General features: G+C 67.7%; 21 protein-coding genes. 10 read left to right on the forward strand and 11 right to left on the reverse strand.

Translation table 11 applies throughout. The features are described from left to right. Nucleotides 1-18 precede the first annotated feature (18 nt). Nucleotides 19-531 (forward strand): VOC family protein, encoded by a 513-nt coding sequence (locus CDN36_RS18140; RefSeq protein WP_174966394.1) that lies wholly within the window; start codon nucleotides 19-21, stop codon nucleotides 529-531. 27 nt (nucleotides 532-558) lie between these two features. On the opposite strand, the gene CDN36_RS18145 is transcribed toward CDN36_RS18140, so the two are convergent. From CDN36_RS18145 to hemA, 5 genes are all read right to left on the reverse strand, one after another. Then, the gene (locus tag CDN36_RS18145; RefSeq protein WP_287497498.1) at nucleotides 559-1,158 is read right to left on the reverse strand and encodes a UbiX family flavin prenyltransferase; all 600 of its coding nucleotides are present in this window, start codon (nucleotides 1,156-1,158) and stop codon (nucleotides 559-561) included. A gap of 58 nt (nucleotides 1,159-1,216) precedes the next feature. Further along, a complete protein-coding gene (grxD, locus tag CDN36_RS18150) occupies nucleotides 1,217-1,531 on the reverse strand; it encodes a Grx4 family monothiol glutaredoxin (RefSeq protein WP_150556139.1) in 315 nt (104 codons plus the stop codon). 137 nt (nucleotides 1,532-1,668) lie between these two features. Next, nucleotides 1,669-2,529 (reverse strand): peptide chain release factor N(5)-glutamine methyltransferase, encoded by an 861-nt coding sequence (prmC, locus tag CDN36_RS18155; protein WP_150556140.1) that lies wholly within the window; start codon nucleotides 2,527-2,529, stop codon nucleotides 1,669-1,671. Next, nucleotides 2,529-3,611 carry a peptide chain release factor 1 gene (gene prfA / locus CDN36_RS18160; protein ID WP_150556141.1) on the reverse strand — a complete coding sequence of 361 codons (1,083 nt, stop codon included), beginning with the start codon at nucleotides 3,609-3,611 and terminating at the stop codon, nucleotides 2,529-2,531. The genes prmC and prfA overlap by 1 nt, the downstream gene beginning before the upstream one ends. Continuing rightward, on the reverse strand, nucleotides 3,612-4,904 hold the full coding sequence (hemA, locus tag CDN36_RS18165; RefSeq protein ID WP_150556142.1) for a glutamyl-tRNA reductase: 1,293 nt from the start codon (nucleotides 4,902-4,904) through the stop codon (nucleotides 3,612-3,614). It abuts the gene before it with no gap. A gap of 309 nt (nucleotides 4,905-5,213) precedes the next feature. Here hemA and CDN36_RS18170 point away from each other — a divergent pair, with 309 nt between their 5' ends. Further along, entirely contained in the window at nucleotides 5,214-5,468 is a 255-nt protein-coding gene (locus tag CDN36_RS18170) for a GlsB/YeaQ/YmgE family stress response membrane protein (protein ID WP_150556143.1), read from the forward strand. Between the two features lie 399 nt (nucleotides 5,469-5,867). After that, nucleotides 5,868-7,367 (forward strand): MDR family MFS transporter, encoded by a 1,500-nt coding sequence (locus CDN36_RS18175; protein WP_150556144.1) that lies wholly within the window; start codon nucleotides 5,868-5,870, stop codon nucleotides 7,365-7,367. Nucleotides 7,368-7,464: 97 nt separating this feature from the next. Here CDN36_RS18175 and CDN36_RS18180 read toward each other — a convergent pair whose 3' ends face one another. After that, entirely contained in the window at nucleotides 7,465-9,918 is a 2,454-nt protein-coding gene (locus tag CDN36_RS18180; protein ID WP_287497499.1) for a penicillin acylase family protein, read from the reverse strand. Between the two features lie 206 nt (nucleotides 9,919-10,124). Here CDN36_RS18180 and CDN36_RS18185 point away from each other — a divergent pair, with 206 nt between their 5' ends. Next, nucleotides 10,125-10,559: a GtrA family protein gene (locus CDN36_RS18185; protein ID WP_150556146.1), complete on the forward strand. Its 435-nt coding sequence runs from the start codon at nucleotides 10,125-10,127 to the stop codon at nucleotides 10,557-10,559. Between the two features lie 22 nt (nucleotides 10,560-10,581). Here the strand turns inward: CDN36_RS18185 and CDN36_RS18190 are convergent, their stop codons facing one another. Then, the gene (locus CDN36_RS18190) at nucleotides 10,582-11,727 is read right to left on the reverse strand and encodes a glycosyltransferase family 2 protein (protein ID WP_287497500.1); all 1,146 of its coding nucleotides are present in this window, start codon (nucleotides 11,725-11,727) and stop codon (nucleotides 10,582-10,584) included. Nucleotides 11,728-11,854: 127 nt separating this feature from the next. Then, nucleotides 11,855-12,433 carry a glycosyltransferase 87 family protein gene (locus CDN36_RS18195; protein ID WP_287497501.1) on the reverse strand — a complete coding sequence of 193 codons (579 nt, stop codon included), beginning with the start codon at nucleotides 12,431-12,433 and terminating at the stop codon, nucleotides 11,855-11,857. Nucleotides 12,434-12,899: 466 nt separating this feature from the next. On the opposite strand from CDN36_RS18195, the gene CDN36_RS18200 reads away from it, so the two are divergent. Then, nucleotides 12,900-13,598, forward strand: coding sequence for a GntR family transcriptional regulator (locus tag CDN36_RS18200; protein WP_287497502.1), 699 nt, complete (start codon nucleotides 12,900-12,902; stop codon nucleotides 13,596-13,598). Nucleotides 13,599-13,607: 9 nt separating this feature from the next. Here the strand turns inward: CDN36_RS18200 and ychF are convergent, their stop codons facing one another. Together ychF and ypfJ are read right to left on the reverse strand one after the other, a co-directional pair. Next, nucleotides 13,608-14,702 (reverse strand): redox-regulated ATPase YchF, encoded by a 1,095-nt coding sequence (gene ychF, locus CDN36_RS18205; protein ID WP_150556149.1) that lies wholly within the window; start codon nucleotides 14,700-14,702, stop codon nucleotides 13,608-13,610. A 201-nt stretch (nucleotides 14,703-14,903) separates the two neighbouring features. Continuing rightward, nucleotides 14,904-15,767: a KPN_02809 family neutral zinc metallopeptidase gene (gene ypfJ, locus CDN36_RS18210; RefSeq protein WP_287497503.1), complete on the reverse strand. Its 864-nt coding sequence runs from the start codon at nucleotides 15,765-15,767 to the stop codon at nucleotides 14,904-14,906. A gap of 191 nt (nucleotides 15,768-15,958) precedes the next feature. On the opposite strand from ypfJ, the gene CDN36_RS18215 reads away from it, so the two are divergent. The 3 genes from CDN36_RS18215 (at nucleotide 15,959) to CDN36_RS18225 (ending at nucleotide 19,865) form a co-directional block, all read left to right on the forward strand. Next, entirely contained in the window at nucleotides 15,959-17,149 is a 1,191-nt protein-coding gene (locus CDN36_RS18215) for a UbiH/UbiF family hydroxylase (protein WP_150556151.1), read from the forward strand. Nucleotides 17,150-17,234: 85 nt separating this feature from the next. Beyond that, on the forward strand, nucleotides 17,235-18,017 hold the full coding sequence (locus CDN36_RS18220; protein WP_287497504.1) for a DsbC family protein: 783 nt from the start codon (nucleotides 17,235-17,237) through the stop codon (nucleotides 18,015-18,017). A 39-nt stretch (nucleotides 18,018-18,056) separates the two neighbouring features. Beyond that, nucleotides 18,057-19,865, forward strand: a complete 1,809-nt coding sequence (locus tag CDN36_RS18225) for a M61 family metallopeptidase (RefSeq protein ID WP_287497505.1) — start codon at nucleotides 18,057-18,059, stop codon at nucleotides 19,863-19,865. A gap of 69 nt (nucleotides 19,866-19,934) precedes the next feature. Here CDN36_RS18225 and CDN36_RS18230 read toward each other — a convergent pair whose 3' ends face one another. Beyond that, a complete protein-coding gene (locus CDN36_RS18230) occupies nucleotides 19,935-20,888 on the reverse strand; it encodes a LysR family transcriptional regulator (protein WP_150556154.1) in 954 nt (317 codons plus the stop codon). A gap of 307 nt (nucleotides 20,889-21,195) precedes the next feature. Between CDN36_RS18230 and CDN36_RS18235 the strand changes: the two genes are divergently transcribed. After that, complete coding sequence (locus tag CDN36_RS18235; RefSeq protein WP_150556155.1) at nucleotides 21,196-21,795, forward strand: FMN-dependent NADH-azoreductase; 600 nt, start codon at nucleotides 21,196-21,198, stop codon at nucleotides 21,793-21,795. A gap of 40 nt (nucleotides 21,796-21,835) precedes the next feature. Next, a complete protein-coding gene (locus CDN36_RS18240; RefSeq protein ID WP_287497506.1) occupies nucleotides 21,836-22,798 on the forward strand; it encodes a pirin family protein in 963 nt (320 codons plus the stop codon). The last annotated feature ends 56 nt before the right edge of the window (nucleotides 22,799-22,854 follow it).

The raw sequence follows: 22,854 nt of genomic DNA on the forward strand, positions 1-22,854 counted from the left end.
ATCGTGATGACTCAGGCCGTGCTTGACCCCACCTCCGCCGTCGATCCGTCGGCAACGGTGACCCCCGTGGCCATCGACCATGTCGCGTATCCGAGCTACGACGCGATTCTCACCCACCGCTTCTACGTCGACGTCATGGGCTTTCGGCTTGCGGGCGCGCAGACGGGCATGAGCCGTCTGTGGGGCAAACCCTACCTGCTCGTGAGCTACGAACTCGCGCCCGGTGCGGCGCTGGCCTTCTTCAATTGCGACGGACTCGCGCCGACCGACCATCACGACACGCCCGCGGCGCAGATCCACCATGTGGCGCTGCGCGTGCGCGATCGCGAAGGCATCGAGCGCTGGAAGGCGCGGCTCGACGCCTACGACGTGCCGTTCGCCGCCGAGCGGCATGGCGACGGCGAGCATCTCTATCTGCTCGATCCCAACGAGGTCATGCTGGAGTTGTGCGTGCAGACGCCCGAGTCCGCCGCCGGCCAGCCACAGGGCGCGCTCGACACGCTGCAGCGCTGGGTCGACGGCGTGCGCTAGTGCGTGCGCTGCGCGGGACTGCCGGCTTCAGGCTTCCGCGCCCTTGCCGAGGCCGTCCCAGCTCGTGGAGACCGGCGGGGCGATGCCGAACAGATCGATGACGCGCGCAACCGTGTCGTCGACCATTGCGTCGAGCGATGCCGGGTGGTTGTAGAAGGCGGGCAGCGGCGGATAGACGATGCCGCCCATCTCGGTGACGGCGGTCATGTTGCGCAGATGCGCGAGGTTGAACGGCGTCTCCCGCACCATCAGCACGAGACGGCGCCGTTCCTTGAGCGTGACGTCGGCGGCGCGCGAGATGAGGTTGTCGGACAGACCGTGCGCCACGCTGGCAAGCGTCTTCATCGAGCAAGGCGCCACGACCATTCCGGCCGTGGCGAACGAGCCGCTCGCGATGTTCGCGCCGATCTCGCGCACGCTGTGGTATTGATCGGCCAGCGCCTGCACGTCGGCGCGTTCGAGTCCCAGCTCGTGGCGCAGGGTCAGCCAGCCGGCGCTCGAGACGAGCAGGTGAGTCTCCACACCGCCCATGGCGCGCAGGCGCTCGAGCAGACGCACCCCGTAGACGGCGCCGGTCGCCCCCGTGATGGCGACGACCAGCCGCGCGGGTGTCGCCGCCGTTGCCATCGAGGGTGCCGAGGGCGCGGAGGACGCGGGGGGCGTCGAAGGCGTCATTGGCGCCGAATTACGCGACTTCGGCGAGGATCTGCTTGAGTTCGCCGCTCTGGTACATCTCCATCATGATGTCCGAGCCGCCGATGAATTCGCCGTTGATATAGAGCTGCGGAATGGTCGGCCAGTTGGCGAATTCCTTCACGCCCTGACGGATTTCCTCGTCCTGCAGCACGTCCACCGTGAACAGGTTGTCGACGCCGCACGCCTTCAGGATCTGCACGGCACGGCCCGAAAAGCCGCACATCGGGAATTGCGCATTGCCCTTCATGAAGAGCACGACCGGGTGGTCGGTGACGATTTGCTGGATACGTTGCTGGGTAGTCATGGTGGAAAGCCCGTGGGGATGCCGGAAAATCGGCGTATCCGCCATTTTAGCGGTTTTCCGCCGCGGCCGTCGGGGCCAACGCGACGGCCGCGGCGGACATCGCGTCGGTGCCCCGCAATGCCGGCGCCGGCCCGAGCTCAGGGGCGCCGTCCGCCCGTCGTGCGCTCGATGCCGGCCAGATCGCGCTCGGAGACTACGTCCGCGAAGCCCGCCGCGGCGCACAGCGCCCGCACGTCGGCCGCCTGATGGTAGCCGTGCTCGCACAGCAGCCAGCCGTTCGCCACCAGTCGCGAGGGCGCACCGCTCACGATCGTGCGCAGCGCGGCGAGGCCGTCCGCGTGATCGGTGAGCGCGTCGACGGGCTCGAAGCGCAGATCGCCCCGCGACAGGTGCTCGTCGCCGGCGACGATGTACGGCGGATTCGAGACGATGACGTCGAAGGGCGCGGTGTCGGCCGGCAGGGCGGCGTACCAGTCGCTCGCGAGCCATTGCACGTGCGTCAGGCCGAGCCGGCGGGCGTTCTCGCGGGCGACGCCGAGCGCCGCGTCCGAGCGATCGAGCGCGATCACTTTCGCGTCGGGGCGCGCGTGGGCGATCGCCAGGGCGATCGCGCCGCTGCCGGTGCCCAGATCGAGCACGCGCGGCGCCTGGCGTGCGGCCAGACGCTCGAGCGCCAGCTCCACGAGCAATTCGGTTTCCGGGCGGGGAATGAGGACGGCGGGGCTGACCGAGAGCGTCAGCCCGAAGAACTCGCGCGTGCCGACCAGATAGGCAATGGGCTCGCCGGCGAGGCGTCGGGCGCGCAACTCGCGATAGGCGGCGACCGTGTCGGGCGCGAGGGGTTCGCGGTCTCGCGTGATGAGCTGCGTCCGGCTCCAGCCAAGCACGTGCGCGAGCAGGATGCGCGTCTCGAGCGCCGGCAGACCGGGCTCGCGCAACAACGTCGCGACGGTGAGCGGCCCGGACGCCGGCGCGTTTCCCGTCGGGCCGTGCGCCATCACGCCGTCTCGCCCAGCGACGCCAGCAGTTCCGCCTGATGCTCGGTCACCAGCGCGTTGATCAACTCGTCGAGATCGCCGTCCATGATGTATTCGAGCTTGTAGAGCGTGAGATTGATGCGGTGATCCGTCATCCGCCCCTGCGGGAAGTTGTACGTGCGGATGCGCTCCGAGCGGTCGCCAGAGCCGATCAGGCTCTTGCGCGTGGCCGCTTCCCTGGCCTGCTGGGCGCGCAACTGCGCGTCCTTGATGCGCGCGGCCAGGACCTTGAGCGCCTTGTCCTTGTTGCGATGCTGCGAGCGATCGTCCTGGCACTCGACGACGATGCCCGTGGGCAGGTGCGTAATGCGCACGGCCGAGTCCGTCTTGTTGACGTGCTGGCCGCCGGCGCCCGACGCGCGGAACGTATCGATGCGGATGTCGGCCGGATTGATTTCGACGTCCGTGACGTCGTCGGCCTCCGGCATTACCGCGACCGTGCAGGCCGAGGTGTGGATGCGGCCCTGCGTTTCCGTGGCCGGCACGCGCTGCACGCGATGGCCGCCCGATTCGAACTTCAGACGCGAGTAGGCGCCCTGGCCGACCAGGCGCACGATCACTTCCTTGTAGCCGCCCAGATCCGACTCGCTCGCCGACATGATCTCGACCTGCCAGCGCTGGCGTTCGGCGTAACGCGTGTACATGCGCAGCAGATCGCCGGCGAAGAGCGCCGATTCGTCGCCGCCGGTGCCCGCGCGGATTTCCAGGTAGATGTTGCGATCGTCGTTCGGATCGCGCGGCAGCAGCATGCGCTGCAGTGTGCCTTCCATGTCTTCCATGCGGGCACGCGCGTGCGCCGCCTCGGCTTCGGCGAACTCGCGCATTTCGGGGTCGGACGCCATCTCATGCGCGGCCGTGACGTCGTTGTGCGCCTGGCGGTATTGCTGATACTGCGCGACGACGGGGGCCAGCTCGGCGTGTTCGCGCGTGAGCTTGCGGTAGTTGTCCAGATCGCGGGTGACGTCGCCCTGGCTCAATAGGCCATCAAGCTCGACCAGACGTTGCGTCAACTGGTCGAGCTTGGCTTGCATGCTCGCTTTCATCTATTTGTCGGCGGATCCCGAGGTGCGGAACAGTTCGGGAATGAGGTGAAGGATCTGCTCGCGCGAATCGCCGCGCGCCGTGTTCAGCGCGTGGGTCGGGCCGTGCAGGAATTTCTTCGTGAGGGATTGGGACAGGGCGTCGAGCACCGCGGCCGGGTCGTCGCCGCGTGCGAGCATGCGCTGGGCGCGCTCGAGTTCGGCAAGACGCATGGCCTCGGCCGCGCCGTGAATGTCGCGGATGACCGGCACGACGCTGCGGGCGTCGAGCCATTGCATGAAGTTCTGTACGCGCGTCTCGATGATCGCTTCGGCTTGCGCGACGGCAGCCTGGCGCAGTGCGTTGCCTTCGCGCACGACTGCGCCGAGGTCGTCGACGGTGTACAGGAAAACGTCGGTCAGGCGGCCGACCTCCGGCTCGATGTCGCGCGGCACGGCCAGATCGACCATGAACATCGGCTTGTGCTTGCGCGCCTTGATGGCGCGCTCGACCGCACCCAGCCCGATGAGCGGCAGCGTGCTTGCGGTGCACGACACGACGATGTCGAACTCGTGCAGGCGCTGCGGCAGCTCCGAGAGGCGGATCGCCGTGCCGCCCAGGCGCTCGGCGAGCTTCTCGCCGCGCTCGGCGGTGCGGTTGGCGATGTACAAGGCCTTCGGGGTCTGCGCGGCGAAGTGCGTCGCGCACAGGTCGATCATCTCGCCCGCGCCGATGAAGAGTACCTTCTGCGTGCTGAGGCTTTCGAAAATGCGCTGGGCCAGACGCACCGCGGCGGCGGCCATCGACACCGAGTGCGCGCCGATCTCGGTCTGGCCGCGGACTTCCTTGGCCACCGCGAAGGTGCGCTGGAAAAGCTGGTTCAGATACGTGCCCAGGGCGCCGGCTTCCGCGGCCGTGCGCACGGCGTCCTTCAACTGCCCGAGAATCTGCGTCTCGCCGAGCACCATCGAATCCAGGCCGCTCGCCACGCGAAAGGCGTGACGCACGGCGTCCGACTGGGGCAGCGCGTACAGATGCGGGGCGAGCTCGCCCGCCGGGATGTTGTGGAACTGCGACAGCCAATGCACCGCGCGCTCGCGGGCGGCGACATCATCCGTCACGCAGTAGATCTCGGTGCGATTGCACGTCGAGAGAATGGCGGCCTCGGGCGCGCTCGACCGGCCGCTCCCGCTGCCGGCCCACAGGCTCCGGAGTCCCGCCAGCGCCGGCTCGATCCGCTCGAACGGAAACGCCACCCGTTCGCGCAGCGAAACGGGCGCCGTGTGGTGATTCAGGCCGAGAGCGAGCAGTTGCATGATGTGGGGGATCTGATAGCCCCAGATTATAGCGCGTCGACGCGACGCCCGTTTCCTCGCCGCACGGCCGGGACCGCGTGGCTGCACGGGCGCTGCGCCCCCGCAGGTTGGCTAGCGTGCCTCATGATGGCGCAGCCGGGGATTTTTGACAAATAGCCGGCGCTTATAGGCGGCATAGCATCGCCGCATGCGTCGACGGTCCCGGCATGCGGGCCGCAAGGCCGCCGGCCGCGGCTCGCCGGGACGGTTGCCGAATCGACCGGATTCGACGCTATACTGCGTTCGGGTTACCGTCCTTGGAGACACGTCATGGGCATTATCGGCACCATCGTCGTTGGTCTGATCGTCGGCCTCGTTGCCCGCGCGCTGCATCCGGGCCGGGACAATATGGGCATCATCATGACCATCATCCTCGGCATTGCCGGCGCGCTGCTCGCCAAATATGTCGGCCAGGCCCTGCACCTCTACACCGAAGGCCAGTCGGCCGGCTGGATTGCGTCGATCCTCGGCGCCATCGTCCTGCTCGTGATCTACGGCATTCTCAAGCGCAATCGCACGGCGTGACGCCGCGCGCGGGCGGGTGCGGCCCCAGGCCGCATCGGCGCGCCTGAATCGGGGGACGGCGACTGTCGCGCGCGGCGACGGTCGGGGGGTGTCGCGTCTGTGCGCTTGCGCACGCAAAACGTCGATAACCCGCCTTCGGGCAGGGTTATGCGCGGCGTAAGTCCCCGTCGCACAAGGCTTTGCGCCACGCTGTCGGCCGTGCGCCGCGGCGTCATACGCGTTTTCCCGCATTCGGCTATGCTTGGCTGCATCGCCTGGCCCAAGTCGTCTTGACGACGCGCGCGGCCGCTGCCGCCACGTTCGATCCCGTCTTCCGCCGTCCGGCGTTGCCGCTGCCCCCGACAGGAGGGCGGCGATCCTCGCAAGTTGTTGCCTTCATCCCCCAAAACCAAGAAACACATGTCTGCGACACGCAATTCCGTGCGGCCGTTCATCGTGGCGTCCGTGATGGCGGCCACGTCGATGGTGGCCATCGAAGCCACGATCATCTCGACGGCCATGCCGCAAATCGTTGCCCAGCTCGGCGGCCTGAATCTCTACAGCTGGGTTTTTTCCGCCTTTCTGCTCGCGCAAACGGCCATGACCGTGGTCTTCGGCAAGCTCGCCGACCTCTACGGCCGCAAGCCGGTGATTCTGGTGGGCATCGCCGTGTTCCTGGTCGCCTCGCTCGGCGGCGGGCTGGCCTGGTCGATGCCCGCCATGATCGCGTTTCGCCTGCTGCAGGGCGTGGGCGCGGCCTGTATCCAGCCGGTCAGCCTGACGATCATTGCCGACTACTACCCGATCAGCGAGCGCGGCAAGGTGCAGGGCTATCTCGCGAGCGTGTGGGCCATCTCGGCCGTGCTTGGCCCGATGCTCGGCGGTCTCATCATTCGCGATCTGTCGTGGGCGTGGATCTTCTGGATCAACATCCCGATCGGCCTGCTCGCCGCCGCGGGCTTCGTCGCCTATCTGCATGAAGAGGCGCCGCGCCAGCGGCCGAGCATCGACGTGCCGGGCGCCGCGTTGTTTACGGTTGCCGTGGCCGGGCTGATGATCGCGCTCACCGATGCGAACGCCTTTACCGACACGCATGTGTGGTCGGGTGTGCTTGTCTGCGCGGTCGCGTCGGCGCTGTTCGTCTGGCAGGAACGCCGCGCCAGGGACCCGATGATCTCGTTCGCGCTGTGGAGCCATCGCCCGATTGCAGCGGCCAACGCGGCGACCCTGCTCTCGGGCATGGTGCTCATGGGCCTGACGACGTTCCTGCCGATGTACGCGCAGGGCGTGCTGCGCCAGACGCCGGTCGTGGCCGGCATGGCGCTCACGATGATCATGGTCGGCTGGCCGATCGGATCGACGATCGCGGCCAAGACGTTCGCGCGCTTCGGCCTGCGGCGCATTCTCGTGGGCGGCAGCCTGCTCATGCCGCTGGGCGGCATCGTGTTCGCGCTGCTCGGGCCGAGCAGCTCGCCGCTGCTCGCCGGCTTCGGCTCGCTGCTGATGGGCTTCTCGATGGGCACGGGCAGCGTGAGCGCGCTCGTGCTGATTCAGGAGATCGTCGACCCGTCGCAGCGCGGCAGCGCCACGGCGTCGAACATTTTCTCGCGCAACCTGGGCAGCACGCTCGGCGCAACGCTGTTCGGCGCCGTGCTGAACTTCGGGCTGACGCATTCGAGCGGACTAGGCCCGGTGACTTCGGACCAACTGCGCCATGTGCTCGAAGACCGCGGCGTGTCGAACCTGGCCGACGAGGCGATCCGCGCGGTGCTGCAGCACTCGCTGCATCTCACGTTCCTGTCGATTCTCGCGATCTCGATCGGCGTCGTGCTGCTGTTCCTGCTCGTGCCCACGAATGCGGTCGATCGCTCGCGCGAGCGCAAGCGCGAGAAGCCGGAGTTCGTTGCCGGCGGACATTGAGCGAGCGTCGCGCTTGCCCGGGAGCGTTCACCCGGCAATACGGCCGGTCGGGATTTCCCGCCGGCCGTTTTTCATGCGGGACGACGCGTCTTCGCGCTCAGCGCGCCGACTCCGGCACCAGATGCAGCCGGGTCTCGGTATCAGCCTCGACCGCCGCGCGCGAATAGGGCAGCCTGAAGTACTGGCCGTCGAACCACTTCTGCGCGAGGTCGCGATAGTGCGGGCTGTCCGGATTGCCTGACTCGCCCGGCAGATTCATCGCGCGCGTGTTGTCCCAGTTGCCGACGTCGACCACGATCCGGAACGACGGACCGTTGGTCTGCCGGAAGTCGCTCACGCGGTACGTGGACTGGTTGGGCGTGAACGCGCTGCCGCCCTTGGGCATCGGACCGACGTTGAGCCTGGCGCGCATGTCGGCGTCCACCGCGTCGGCGAGCGGGTGGGCGTTGAGGTTCGTCTGCAGCTTGCCCCATTGCCACGCGCCCGGGTCGGGGCCCTGGAGCCTGACCATCTCGCCCCAGGCTTGCCCGAGACTCGTGAGCAGCACGGCGTCGCGCCTGGCGCCGGCGTTCTCGCCGAAGCGGGCGGCGGGTTGCTCCAGGGCGTCGAGCATGGCGGCAGGGTCGGGCGCACCGAAGCTGTCCGCAGCCGCCTTGGGCAGCACGGCGTTCTTGTACGCGCGGCCCAGATGGCGGCTGAACCACACTTCCTCGAGCGCCGCCTGGGCCGAATCGGCGCGCATTTCGGCGTCCCAACCCTTGAGCAGGCGCAGCGCGGCGGCCGTTTGCGGGTCGTCGCTCGAGAGCGGGGCGAGCAGCGCCGTGAGGCGCCGCGCCGGAATCGACACGATGTCGTTCTGCAGGCGCTCGGAGTCCTCGAGCGAGACCTTGTCCTTCGCGCGCAACACTTCATCGATGCGCGCGTGGCGCGAACCGTTGGTCCACTCGAAGCCGAGCTTGCGTTGCGCGTAAGGGTAGCCCGCAGGCATGTTCATCTCGTTGGACGTCGTGAAGTAACCCGCGGCGGGGTTGTACGCCGAGGGCAGCTGATCGCGCCGCCAGAAGCCCGCCCATTCGTAGCGCCCGTCGCCGGGCACGGGCAGCAGGCCGTCCCAGTTCGGACGGATCGGCGCCATGCCGCTCGGCACCCAGCCGATGTTGCCCGACGCGTCCGCGTAGACCTGATTGACGGTCGGGGCGCCCCAGGTGTCGAGCGCTTTCTGGAACTGCGCGTAGTTCTTCGCGCGCATGTAACGCATGGCGTCGAAGTACGGCGACATGCCGGGTTCGAGCCAGGCGGTGCGCACGGCATACGCGCGGTGCTTCGCACTGTCGACGTAGATCACCGGACCGTGCTTCGTGAACTTGAGGTCCGTCTGCACGGGGGCGCCGTCGCGCACGGCGATCGACTCGCGCACCGTGCGCATGGGCACCCACTTGCCGCGATACCGGTACTGATCGGGGTTGGCCGGGTTCAGGTCGTAGACGTAGAGGTCTTCCTGGTCGATGTTGAAGATCGTGAGGCCGAACGCGATCGTGCCGTTGTGGCCGATCGCCACGCCGGGAATGGCCGGCTCGCCCGCGCCGATCAGATCGAGGGTGGGCGTGCTCACCTGCACGATGTAGCGCAGGCTCGGGGCGGCGTAGGCGCGGTGGGGATCATTGGCCATGATGGCGCGCCCCGTGGCCGATTTCTGCGGCGAGACGACCCAGTTGTTGCTGCCCTCGGCCGATTCGGTGGACGCATCGTAAGGGCCGGCGTCGGCCAGCTCGACGATGTCGGCGTCGGCCCGCTGCAACGACTCCCGGGTGATTTTCACACCCTGCGTGGCCAGATCGAAAACCTTGAGCAGATCGTCGGGCAGGCACGGGTCGAGCCCGTCGGGCACCTGCGTCTTCCAGGCCGGCTGCAGGCCGACGCGCACGCTGTCCGCGTCGAGCGACGCCTTGCACACGACCTTCGCGCGAGCGACTTCGCTCTTCAGATTGCGCGTGAGGCCGTGGCTGCGAATGCGCACGATGTCCTCGGCGGTCCACTTCGACGGCCAGTACCCGACCTTGCGGAACTCGTAGGGCATCTGGTCCGGATGCGCGGCGAGCCAGTCGATGTAGGCGTTCACGCCGGCGGCAAACGCCTGGGCAGCCGGTTTGGCGTCCGGCCCGTAGCGGCGCCATTCGGCCGCCATGTCGCCGCGGTAGAGGAAGCGGCGCGCGGCGTCGTCCTGCGCGACATAGGCGCGGCCGAACACTTCGGAGAGCTGGCCGAGACCGCGGCGGCGCCACAGGTCGATCTGGAACAGCCGGTCGCGCGCGGCGTTGAAGCCTTGCACGAAGAATCCGTCGCGTTCGTTGGCGGCGAAGATGTGCGGTACGCCGTTGTGGTCGATCAGGATGTCGGCCGGCTGCGAGAGGCCGGCCACCGTGAGCGTCTGCGACGCGGCAGGCGCCATCACGGGCGCGGGCGCGGTCTGGGCGGCCGCGACCGCGGTGCTCCACGCCGCGGCGGCAAAGACCAGCAGGCTCGCGGCATGGATGGCGTTGGGGCGTTGCATTGTCTTCCTCCTGTTCTTGTCGGGGGGTGTCATTGTTGCGGAGTACCACGCAATCCTAGACGCATCCCGTGGGCATGCAACCCATATTCCGGGAAATGGAATAAATTCATGATCATCGAGGCCTGACGGCGGGCTCGCGACCCGTGGCGGTCGCTGGCGTTCGTATCGTCAGGCGAACCACGCGCCGTCTTTCGCGAACCTTCGCCATGTCCGATCCGCGTCCTTCGTCGACGACCATGCAACGGCTGCGCGCATCGCCGCGCGTGCGCACGCTCGTCGTGCCGCTCCTGCGCTTCGGGGTGTCGGGGGTGGTCTGCACGGCGGTGCACGTGATCGTGGCAATCACGCTGATCGAGGCGTTCGGTGCGGGCCCGGTGCTCGCGAATGCCATCGCGTTCTGCACGGCCACGCCTTGCTCCTACCTGCTCAATACGTTGTGGAGCTTTTCGGCGCGCGTACACCGCGCGAGCCTCGTGCGGTTCGTGCCGGTCTCGATCTTCGGGCTATTGCTCACCGCCGTGGTGGCGCGCACGGTGGAGGGCCTGGGCGGCAATCACTGGCTGGGTATCGCGGCCGTGGTGCTCGTCGTGCCGCCGACGACCTTCGTGCTGCATCGCTACTGGACTTACCGGAACGTTTGAGCGCGGCGGCGGGCGTGCGGCGTCAGCGCGACGGGAGTCGGCGTGCGCGCGTGGCGAACGACATGCTGGCGCCGGTCGGGGTGCGCAATGTCTTGCGCGCAGGCGGGAGCGCCGCGCCGGCGCCGTGCGGATGACGAAGCGCGCGGCTGCCGGCGCGTGCGGGCAGATGGCTTACCTTGACGCTCGACTGGTAGCGCCGGCGCACGAGATACAGCGGCCGACCCTTGGACTCGTAGTAGATCCGGCCGACGTACTCGCCGATGACGCCGATGCCCACGAGCTGGATGCCCCCGAGGAAGAGCACGCCGACGAGCAGCGAGGCATAGCCCGGCACGTCGACGCCGTGAATGATCGTGCGCAGGACGATGTAGGCGCCGTAGGCGAGCGAGACGAGCGCCAGCGAGACGCCGATATACGTCCAGCAGCGCAGCGGCACCGTGCTGAAGCTCGTGATGCCTTCGAGCGCGAAATTCCACAAACGCCAGCCCGAGAACTTCGATTCGCCCGCACTGCGCGGCTCGCGCACGTACTCGACGATCTCCGTATGAAAGCCGACCCAGGCGAAGAGGCCCTTCATGAAGCGGCGGCGCTCCGGCAGTTGCCTGAGCGCCGTGACCACGCGGCGGTCGATCAGGCGGAAGTCGCCGACGTTCTCCGGCAGCTTCACTTCGGACAGATGGTTGTGAACGCGGTAGTACAGACCGGCGGCGACGCGCTTGGCGACGCTGTCGCTCGCACGGTTCGTGCGTTTGGCGAGCACCACTTCCGCACCGTCTCGCCAGCGTTCGATCATCACCGGGATGAGCGCGGGGGGATCCTGCAGATCGGCGTCGATGGGGATCACGGCGTCGCCCTGCGCCTCGTCGATACCGGCGCTCAGCGCGGCTTCCTTGCCGAAGTTGCGGGTGAAGTCGATGACGCGGATGCGCGCGTCTGCCCGGCGCAGCGCGAGCAGCACGTCGAGCGTGGCGTCGGTGCTGCCGTCGTTCACGCACACGATCTCGAAGCGCACGCCGACGACCGTATCGAGCACGGGCGCCACGGCGCGGTAGAACCTGTCGAGCGCGGGCGCTTCGTTGTGACACGGCACGACAAGCGAGACGAGCGGCCCGTCCTGCGGCGTGGCAAGCGTGCCGGACGGCGAGTGGGGGGCGGCGGCGCGGGGCATGGCGATTACCTCGTGAACGCGGGCGTGGTGCCGGCGGTGCGGCGCACGGCGGCGCCGCCGTGCGGGACGTCGAACGCGTCGGGGCCGTCCGGCACGTGGGCGAGACGCCGACGCCGGCGGCACAACATCAGGAGTGTGGCCAGCGTGATGAACGGCACGAACTGGAAGCCGACGTGCAGCACGCCGAACAGGCCGAACGCCGGGGTGAGCCAAAGCACGACGAGCCATTCGCGTTCGCCGCGCAGCCAGCCGCGCGCCAGGGGGCCGTGCGGCGCAGCGTCGCGTAATAGGCGCCGTACCCGATGCAGGCATAGACCACATACGCGTAGGCGAAGGGCAGCAGGGCGATCGGGGCGAGCAAGAGCATCATCACGGGCGGATACAGCCACGGCATGTAGCCGCCCATCTTCTCGGCGTAGGGAAGCGCGGCGATTTGCGCGCGCGACATGATCTCGACGTTGTAGGCGTCGAGCGGGTGACCCTGGAGGACGAAGTGCGAGGCGCCCCAGAACGGCAGGAAGTCGAGGCCGATCGGGCCGACCTTCGGATTGGCGGCGAGAAAGTGCAGATACCACCACAGGACGATCACGCCGACGAGGCACAGCAGGCCGGCGCCGCTGTACAGGCGGATGCGAGCGCGGTCCTCCGACCAGTGCCGGCGCTCGCGCAGCGTTTTCTCAACGGCAGCCGACGACTTCGATGTCATGCGCGGACTCCCCCTAGGCGGCATGCAAACGGCGATTCGACTACGGACTACCGACTGCGGACTGCGGACTGCGGATCAGGGACTGCGGACCACGGCGGCGGCACGGCTGTCGCAGGACGCCGGTTGTCTTTCGGTCGATTGTCACTGGCAGTGCGCAGCAATCTCAAGCAGGGCATTCCCGATGTGACGTGCGGCGTGGCGTGGTTTTCTGCCGGGCCGGGGGGCGCAACCCGATGTCGTGACGTATTGGCGTAGTGATTCGAACATCGAGATACCTTGGGGCCCGCGCCGCGATTCCATATTAGACGAGACGGAGTCCGAAAACATGCCGTCCTATGGATTGCGGCAGCGCAGTGTGCAAACCGCCGTTTGAAAGTGAGTGTCGGAAGGGGGCGGGAAACACCGGGGCGCCGTGGAGGCGAGGAGGCGAGGAGGCGAGGACGCGATAGGGAAGTGCTGATAATATATGATTTCTCAAATTATATATTATCAGTCGATGAAGCAGACGATGCATCGGGAATCCGGGTCAGCCACGGCGGTGGAGCGGGCGTATGAAGACCTGCGCGAGCGGATCGGGCGCGGCGAGTTGAAGCCGGGCGAGGCGCTGCGCCAGGATCACCTGGCCGCGGAGCTGGGGGTGAGCCATGTCCCGGTTCGCGAGGCGTTGACGATGCTCGCGGCAGACGGGCTCGCGCAGAGCCGGATGAACCGGGGCACGGTGGTGTCGGCGTTGACCGAGGACGATGCGCTGGAGTTGGCCGACTATCGGGCGCTGCTGGAGGGCCGGTTGATGGCGCTTGCGATGCCGAACCTTTCGCGCGCCGATATCGCGCGGGCTCAGGCGGCGCTGGACGCCCTGGAGGCGGCGACCGAGGTGGCCGACATCGTGACGCGAAACGCGTCGTTTCACGCAATGCTTTATGCGAAGGCGGGGCGCCCGTACTTTCAGCGGGCGGTGGCGACGGCGCGGCTGAATCTGGGACGGTATCTATTCCTGTCGTGGCAGAAGGCCGGCAACCCGCAGCGTTCGCACGCGGAGCACCGCGAGCTGCTGCGTCTGTGCGCGAAAGGCGACGACGCCGGCGCCGTCGCGTTGGTACAGGCCCACAACCGCGCGACGGGCGAACGGATCGCGCAGATCATTCGCGAGGGGTGGGGGGAATAGGGCGGGCCGTCAGACGTTGAACAGGAAGTTCATCACGTCGCCATCATGCACGACGTATTCCTTGCCTTCGGCGCGCATCTTGCCGGCTTCCTTTGCGCCCTGTTCGCCCTTGTACTGGATGTAGTCGTCGAACGCGATGGTCTGCGCACGGATGAAACCGCGCTCGAAGTCGGTGTGGATCACCCCCGCTGCCTGCGGTGCGGTGTCGCCCACGTGGATGGTCCACGCGCGCACTTCCTTCACACCCGCCGTGAAGTACGTCTGCAACCCCAGCAGCTTGAAGCCGGCACGGATCACACGGTCGAGCCCCGGCTCGTCCATGCCCATGTCCGCCAGGAACTCGGCCTTGTCCGCATCGTCCATGTCCGCGATTTCCGCCTCGATCGCCGCGCACACCGCCACCACGGGCGCATTCTCCGCCTCGGCGTACTTGCGCACCGCGTCCAGATGCGGGTTGTTCTCGAAGCCGTCGTCCTTCACGTTGGCCACATACATCGTCGGCTTGGCCGTGATCAGGCAGAACGGCTTGATGAGCGCGAGCTCCTCGTCCGAGAGCTTGATCGAGCGCACCGGGCGCGCTTCGTTGAGCACCGGCGCCACCTTCTCCAGCACCGCCACCAGCTTCGCCGCTTCCTTGTCGTTGCCCGACCTGGCTGCCTTCGTGTATCGCTGCAGCGCCTTCTCGACCGTGCCCAGATCCGCCAGCGCCAGTTCTGTGTTGATCACCTCGATGTCCGAGATCGGGTTCACCTTGCCCGCGACGTGAACCACGTTCTCGTCCTCGAAGCAGCGCACCACGTGCGTGATGGCGTCCGTCTCGCGGATGTTCGCGAGGAACTGGTTGCCCAGGCCCTCGCCCTTGGAGGCACCTGCCACCAGGCCCGCGATGTCCACGAACTCCACCGTTGCCGGCACAATGCGCTCGGGCTTCACGATCTCCGCGAGCTTGGCCAGACGCGGGTCCGGCACCTCCACCACGCCCACGTTCGGCTCGATGGTGCAGAACGGGTAGTTCTCGGCGGCGATGCCCGCTTTGGTCAGTGCGTTGAAAAGCGTCGACTTACCCACGTTGGGCAAGCCCACGATGCCGCATTTGAGGCTCATGCTAAATCCTGTCTATCCGATGATGGCGCCGCGCGCGCATGCGTCTGTGTCTCTACGACGCTATCTACTATCTTCAGGCCGTGCGGGGCGCCGGCACGGCGCGCCGGTAGCGTCGCGCAAAGTCCGCTATTGTACCCGTTTCGCCCTGCGCATTCGCGGCGCGCCGGCCCCCCTCGGGCGCCCCCGCCGCGGGCGCGCTCATCAACTCAGTTGCTTGGCGGAAAACGTGTCGCACTTGCGCACGTCGCCATGCTGCAGGCCCTGACGAAGCCAGTAGACGCGCTGCGCGCTCGTGCCGTGCGTGAACGACTCCGGCACCACGCGGCCCTGCGACTGCTGCTGCAGGCGGTCGTCGCCAATGGCCGCGGCCGTCTTCAGGCCTTGTTCGATGTCGCCCGGCTCCAGCAACTGATCGTTGGCCTTCGCCGCATTGTTTGCCCAGACGCCCGCGAAGCAATCCGCCTGCAGCTCCAGGCGCACCGACAAGGCATTGGCCTGCGCCTCGCTCATGCGGCGTCGCAACTCGTCGAACTTCTCCGAGATGCCCAGCAGGTTCTGTACGTGATGCCCCACTTCGTGCGCGATCACGTAGGCCTGCGCGAAGTCGCCGCCCGCGCCGAAGCGCTGCCGCAGTTCGTCATAAAACGCCAGATCGATGTACACCTTGCTGTCGCCCGGACAATAGAACGGGCCCATCGCCGTCTGCCCGGTGCCGCACGCCGTGGGCGTCGCGCCCGTGAACAGCACCAGCCTGGGCGCCACGTACTGGCGGTTGAGCTGCTGCGGGAACACCGTCGCCCAGGTGCGTTCGATATTGCCAAGCACCTTGCGCGTGAAGACGCTGTTCGCGTCGTTGGCGGGCGCGGCGTTCGGGGCGGGCTGCGACGAGGTCTGGCCCTGGATCATCTGCGAGCCCTGGATGATCACGCGCGGATCGATGCCGAAGAAGTATGAGGCGGCGAGCGCCACCACGATCGTGCCGATGCCGATGGTGGTCCGTCCGCCGAAACCGCCGCCGCGGCGATCTTCGACGTTCTGGCTTTCGGACTCGTTATCGAGGCGCATGAGTCGGGCTCCCTGAATCTGGTTTCGCTATGCGCGCAAGTATAGCGCCGGGCCGTGACGCGCGACGCTGCGTCGCAGCAGCGCGCCGGGCGGCAGGGCGTCGCCGGTGCGGCAGGCGTGCGACAATACGCCATCTCGTTTTCTGAACCAGCGGTCTCGCGCGATCCCGGCGCTGACGCTGTATTCGCCGCATGTCATTCACGCAAACCCCCAGCCAAACGCATGACGTCGTCGTGGTCGGCGGCGGCCTGGTCGGCAAGGCTGCCGCCTTGCTGCTCTCGCAGGCCCGTCTGTCCGTTGCCTTGCTCGCCCAGCCGGCCGCCGCCGCGCCTGGCGCCGGCGCCGACGAGTGGGACGCGCGCATCTACTCGCTCTCGGCCAGTTCGCAGGCGCTGTTCGAGCGCATGCGCGTGTGGCAGGCCGTCGATCCGGCGCGCGTGTGCCCCGTCTACGACATGGAAGTGTTTGGCGACGAACGTGGCACGCTGCACTTCAGTGCCTATCAGGCCGCCGTGCCGCAACTGGCCTGGATCGCCGAATCGTCCAACCTGGAGCGCGCGCTCGACGCCGCGCTGCGCTTCTCGCCGCAGGTGCAGTGGATCGACGCGCGCGCCGAAGCGCTCGACGTCGACGCCGCCGCTGCTTCGGTGCGTCTGTCGGACGGCAAGACGCTGCGCGCCTCGCTCGTGGTCGGCGCCGACGGCGCGCACTCGTGGGTGCGCAGCACCGCCGGGCTGGACGGCTCGGTGCGTCCTTATGAACAGCTCGGCGTGGTCTGCAACTTTCGCGCCGAACGGCCGCATCGCGACACCGCGTTCCAGTGGTTTCACGACGGCGAGATCATCGCGCTGCTGCCGCTGCCCGATCAGCATGTCTCGCTCGTATGGTCGGCCGCAGACGCGCACGCGAAGCAACTGCTTGGGCTCGATCCCAAAGACCTCGCCGAGCGTGTCGGCACGTTCTCGCGCAGTGAACTCGGTGCGCTCACGCCAGTCTCAGCGCGCGCCCAGGGATTTCCGCTCGTGCTCGCACACGCCAGGCGTTTGATCGCGCCGCGCGTGGCGCTCGTTGGCGATGCCGCACACGTCGTACATCCGCTGGCGGGCCAGGGGATGAACCTCGGCCTGCGCGACGTCGCCGCGCTGGGCGACGCACTGGCCGGCCGTGAATCGTTCCGCGACTGCGGCGATGCGGCGGTGTTGCGGCGCTACGAGCGCGCGCGCAAGGAAGACATCGGCAGCATGGCGTTTACCACCGACGGGCTGCACAAGCTGTTCTCGGCGAGCAGCCCGCTCGCGAAGTTCGTGCGCAACGCGGGCCTCGACAGCGTGAACATGCTGCCGTTCGTCAAGAAGTTCCTGATCGGACGCGCCCTGGGCTGACCTCACCGGGCGCCATGGCCGGTTTGCGGCGCCAGCCGCAAACGCGTCTCTCGCCTCTCGATCGATTCACTTCCGGAGATATTCGATGTTGCAACGTTATCGCGCCGCGGCGCTCCCCGCGCTCACCGCGTTCACGGCGCTGGGCCTGGCGGCCGTCTGTGTCGTGACTTCCACGACGCCTGCCGCCGCGCAGAACAAGTCCGACGCCACGCTCGATCGCGTCAAGACCGCCGTGCAAAAGACCCTCGGCGCCGACGCTCCGATCAAGTCGGTGGCGCGCACGCCCGTGCCGGGACTCTACGAAGTGGCGATCGGCGGCGAGATCATCTACGCTGACGAGAAGGCGCAATACGTGATCCTCGGCGGCAATCTCGTCGACACGAAGACGCGTCAGAACCTGACCGAAGCGCGCCAGTCGGAGCTCAACAAGGTCGACTTCGCCAAGCTGCCGTTCGATCGCGCGATCAAGTACGTGAAGGGCAACGGCGCGCGCAAGATCGCCGTGTTCTCGGATCCGAACTGCCCGTATTGCAAGCGCTTCGAAGATACGCTCAAGACGTCCAAGCTCGACAACATCACCGTCTATACCTTCCTGTACCCGGTGCTCGGTCCCGACTCGGACGCCAAGTCGAAGGCGATCTGGTGCGCGCCCGACCGACTCAAGGCATGGCATGACTGGATGCTCGACAAGAAGGCGCCGCCCACGGCCGGAGCCAGGTGCGACGACGCCGCCATCGGGCAGAACGTTGTGCTGGGCCGCCAGTTCAACGTGACCGGCACGCCGACGATCATTCTCGCCGACGGCCGTCGCCTGCCGGGCGCCGTGCCCGCCGAAGAACTCGAGAAGGCGCTGGCCTCGGTCCGGTAAGGCGCCCGCCATCCCTCAACAACAAGAAGCCGCCACGTCATGAAAGCCATGTCTGCTCCGTCCGCGATCCGGTATGCGATCGTTGCGAAGTCGCCCGCCGCCCATTTGTTCGAAGTGACGGTAACGGTCTCGAACCCTGCACCCGGGGGCCAGCGGTTCACGCTGCCCGCGTGGATTCCGGGCAGCTACATGGTGCGCGAGTTCGCGCGCAACATCGTGACGATCGGCGCGACGTGTCGCGGCCGCAAGGTTGCGCTCGACAAGCTCGACAAGCACACGTGGCAGGCCGCGCCGTGCAAGGGCACGCTGATCGTGACGTATGAGGTGTATGCGTGGGACCTGTCGGTGCGCGCCGCTCACCTGGACGACACGCACGGCTTTTTCAACGGCACGAGCGTGTTCCTGCGCGTGGAAGGGCAGGAGCACGCGCCTTGCGAGGTCGACATCCTGCGCCCGCGCGGCGCCCCCTTCAAGGCGTGGCGCGTGGCCACCGCGCTCGCGCCGGCCGACGGCACGGCGGCGCTCGACTTCGGCCGCTATCTGGCCGTCGACTACGACGAGCTCATCGATTCGCCGGTCGAGATGGGCACGTTCGTGCATGGCACGTTCAAGGCCTGCGGCGTGACGCACGAGGTCGCGATCACGGGGCCGGTGCCGAACCTCGACCTGGAGCGCCTGCTGCGCGACATGAAGAAGATCTGCGAGGCGCAGATCCGTCTGTTCGAACCCGGCGCCCGCGCGCGCGCGCCGATGTCGCGCTACGTCTTCCTGCTCATGACCGTCGGCGACGGCTACGGCGGCCTGGAGCACCGCGCGTCCACGGCGCTGCTCGCGAGCCGCAACGATCTGCCGGTGCAGGGGCAAGCGCGCATGAGCGACGCCTATCGCGGCTTTCTCGGCCTGGTGAGCCACGAGTATTTCCATACCTGGAACGTCAAGCGCATCAAGCCGGCGGCCTTCGCGCCGTACACGCTGAGTGTGGAGAACTACACGCGGCTGCTGTGGCTGTTCGAGGGTTTCACGTCGTACTACGACGATCTGATGCTCGTGCGCAGCGGCGTGATCGAGCCGAGCGCGTATTACGAACTCGTTGCCAAGACCGTGGCGAACGTGCTGCGCGGCAGTGGGCGCCTCAAGCAGACCGTGGCCGAGAGCTCGTTCGACGCGTGGACGAAATACTACCGCCAGGACGAGAACGCGCCGAACGCCATCGTGAGCTACTACACCAAGGGCTCGCTCGTGGCGTTGGCGCTCGACCTGACCATCCGCGCGCAGACGCGCGGCCAGAAGTCGCTCGACGACATCATGCGTGCGCTGTGGCAGCGCTACGGACGCGATTTCTACCGCGGCAAGCCGATCGGTATCGAGGAAGACGCCGTGCAGCCGCTTTTCGAGGAAGTCTCGGGACTCGATCTGTCGGAGTTCTTCGCCACGGCGATCAACGGCACGCGTGACTTGCCGCTCGCGGCGCTGCTCGCCCGCATGGGGCTGATGCTGGAGCCGGTGACGCCGGAGAACGGCCGCCCGGCCCTGGGTGCGAAGACGACGAAGCGCGGCGACGAGCTCGCGCTGGCGCAGGTGCTCGACGGCGGCGCGGCGCAGGCCGCCGGGCTGTCGGCGGGCGACACGCTCGTCGCCATCGACGGTCTGCGCGTGACGGCCGGCAATCTCGACAAGCTGCTCGAGCGCTATCGCCCCGGCGATCGCGTGACGGTGCACGCGTTTCGCCGCGACGAGCTGCGCGAGACGCCGCTCACGCTCGGCGCCCCCGAAATCACGCAGTACCGCATTGCCGAGTCGCGCGAGCGCGCGGCCGCTCAGCGCCGGGAGAAGTGGCTGGGCGCGTGAGCGCCGAGCGGGCACGGCGGACGATCCCCGCCCGTTCCCGAGTGCCGCGCATGTCCTGCCACCGCTCCGCTAGACGCGGGGCGTTTCACCCTCCGAGGGACCGGGCACGCTCGGGTCGCGGTTTTCCTCGGGACAGGTTCTCGCCACCGCGAGCATGTGTTCGATGAACGCCTGCGTCTTGCGTGGCAGGAAGCGCCGAGAGGGCGTGACGAGATGCACGGGGCTCGCTGGCAGCGACCACTCCGGCAGTACCTTGACGAGACGGCCGGTGCGCAAGGCGTCCTCCGCCAGGATGTCCGTGAGCGCCGCGATGCCGCTGCCCGCGAGCGCCATTTCCTTGACCATTCCCATGCTGTTGACCTGAATCGCACCGTGCATGGTGATGTCCACGCGCTGACGCCCTTTATGCAGCGTATCGGTGTTGAACAGGCGCCGTGCGCCCTGCAGGATCACGAAGCGATGCCCGTCGAGTTCGTCGGGCGTGGCGGGCAGTCCCGTCGCACTCAGATACAGGGGGCTCGCGTAAAGGCTGCGCGTGAGCTTGAGCAGCGGGCGCGCCACCAGCGTGGAGTCCGAGAGCTGGCCGGCGCGAATGGCAACGTCGACCCGTTCCGCGATCAGATCCACGTGGCGCGAACTCAGGTCCACGTCCACCATGATTTCGGGATATGCCGCGCAGAACGTGGCGAGCGGCACGGCCAGCCATTGCGCGGCGAAGTCCGCCGGCGCGGTGATGCGCAGGCGTCCGCGGGGTTTGCTCGAGAGTTGCGAGGCAAAGTCGCGCGTCTCTTCCACCTCTTCGAGAATCGGCAGACAGCGCTCGTAGTAGGCCTCGCCGACTTCGGTCAGTTCGAGACGCCGCGTGGTCTTGTGCAGCAGCTTGGTACCGAGGCGCGCTTCGAGCCGGGAGAGCCGTCTGCTCACGGTGGCCTTGGGCAGATCCAGCCGTTCGCCCGCGCGGGTGATGCTGCCCGAGCGCACCACCTCGGCGAAGATCAGCATGTCGTTCAGGTCGTCAATCATCGCAGGCGCTCCTCGGTGACGCGGTGGTGCGGCACGTCAAAAAGATCACGGTGGGCTCGGAAGTGGGCCGGAAAGCGGGCCGGAAAGTGGGCCGGAAAGTGGACTGAAAAAGGGCCCAGAAAAGCCGGTACCGAAAGGGAAAGACCATTGTTCCAAAAAGGGAACAAACAATTCGATTTTACCGGCTTGTTTCATTTTTGGGGGTAACTAGAATTCATTCCAAGCCGACGCGCAACGGACGGTGATCCCGAGATGGGGGCCCGATGCGCACCGGATTCTCGAACCCCCAGGCTCAGGAGCCATTGAAATGACCACCATTCTGCAAATCAACTCGGCCGCCCGCTCGCAAGGCGCCAACTCGACCACGCTCGCCAACGAAACCGTCGCTCAACTGGTCGCCAAGAACCCCGGTGCGAAGGTCGTCGTGCGCGACCTGCTCGCCGACGGCGTGCCGCACCTCGACGAAGCCGTGATTGGCGCGTTCTTCACGCCGCAAGAGCAGCGTTCGCCGGAGCAGAATGCCATCATCGCCCGCAGCGATGCGCTCATCGCCGAAATCCAGGCAGCCGACTACGTCGTGTTCGGCGTGCCGCTGTACAACTTCCAGGTGCCCACGCAACTCAAGGCGTACTTCGACTGGATCGCCCGCGCCCGCGTGACTTTCCGCTATCGCGAAGACGGCACCGTGGAAGGCCTCATCCAGGGCAAGAAGGTGATCGTGGCGTTCGCGCGCGGCGGCAACTACAAGGACACGCCGGCCGACAGCCAAACCCCGTACCTGAAGTCGATCCTGGGCTTCCTGGGCATGACGGACGTGACGTTCATCTACGCCGAGGGTCTGGCCCGCGGTCCGGAGTCGGCGGCTGCCGGGTTCGCGACCGCGCGTGAAGCCATCGCCGCGCTGTAAGCGGGGCGGCTGCACCTCGAACGCACGCGCAGGCGCCCCCATGGCTCGTCCGACGCCTCTGCATCCGCGTCCGGCGAAGCGCCTGGCCTCGCATGCCGACGCGCACGCCAAACCGCGCGTGCTTCCCGTCTCCCGTCCCGGTCGCTGCGCCGCGGTCGCGGGGGCGGGGGTTTTCGATCAGGTCGAGCAGACCGATCCGTTTCTGTCGATCGACATCTTCCGGCGCCACGGCGCGTCCATTCCGCCGCATCCGCACGCGGGCTGCACGGTGGCGACTTACCTCTTTCCCGATTCCACGACGGCGATGCGTTGCCGTCACGCGCATGGCGGCGACGACGTGGTGCGTCCCGGCGACCTGCTGTGGCTCGACACGAATTGCGGCACGGTGCACGAGGAACTGCCCGAGCATGCGGGCGCGATCGCGCGCGGCGTGCGCATGATCGTGAATCGGGCGGGGCGCCACGCGCACGGTGCGCCCGCGCAGACGGTCGTGCGCGCCGATGCAATGCCGCACTGGCGAGAGGGCGCGCTGGCGTTGACGCTCGTCTGCGGCCAGTGGCACGAGCGTCGGGTGCCGCGCGAGGTGCAGGAGATGCATGCGTCGCATGAGATACGTGGCGGCAGCGAGAAGGGCGAGCGGAATGACGTTGGCGAGCGCACGACGCTCCTGCAACTCGATTGGCAGGAAGACGATCTGCGCACGCTGCGGGTACCGTGCGACGGCCGGCGCTGGATCGCGCTGATGGTGCGTGGCGACGCCGCGCTGGCGGGGCATGCGCTGCGCGCCGAGGGCGGCGCGGCGCAGGCGCTGGCGCTACCGCCCGGCGAGTGGCAACTGGCCGGCCGCGCCGGCACCCGCCTGTTGCTGGCGGGCGGCGAACCGCTCGGCGAGCCGGTCGTCTATCGCGGCAACTTCGCCGCGCGCGACGAGAGCGATCTCGTGGCGCTTACGCGCCGCTATCAACAAGGGGCCATGGGCACGCTCACGTGCCCCGGCGAGTGAGCAGGCAAGCCGATCTCGCCCCCCATCCCGTCACCACCCGCCTCCATTTGGCGAAG

Origin of the sequence: Pandoraea sp. CB10b_02 (assembly GCF_002216225.1) — a bacterium.
Taxonomy (GTDB): Bacteria; Pseudomonadota; Gammaproteobacteria; order Burkholderiales; family Burkholderiaceae; genus Pandoraea; species Pandoraea nosoerga.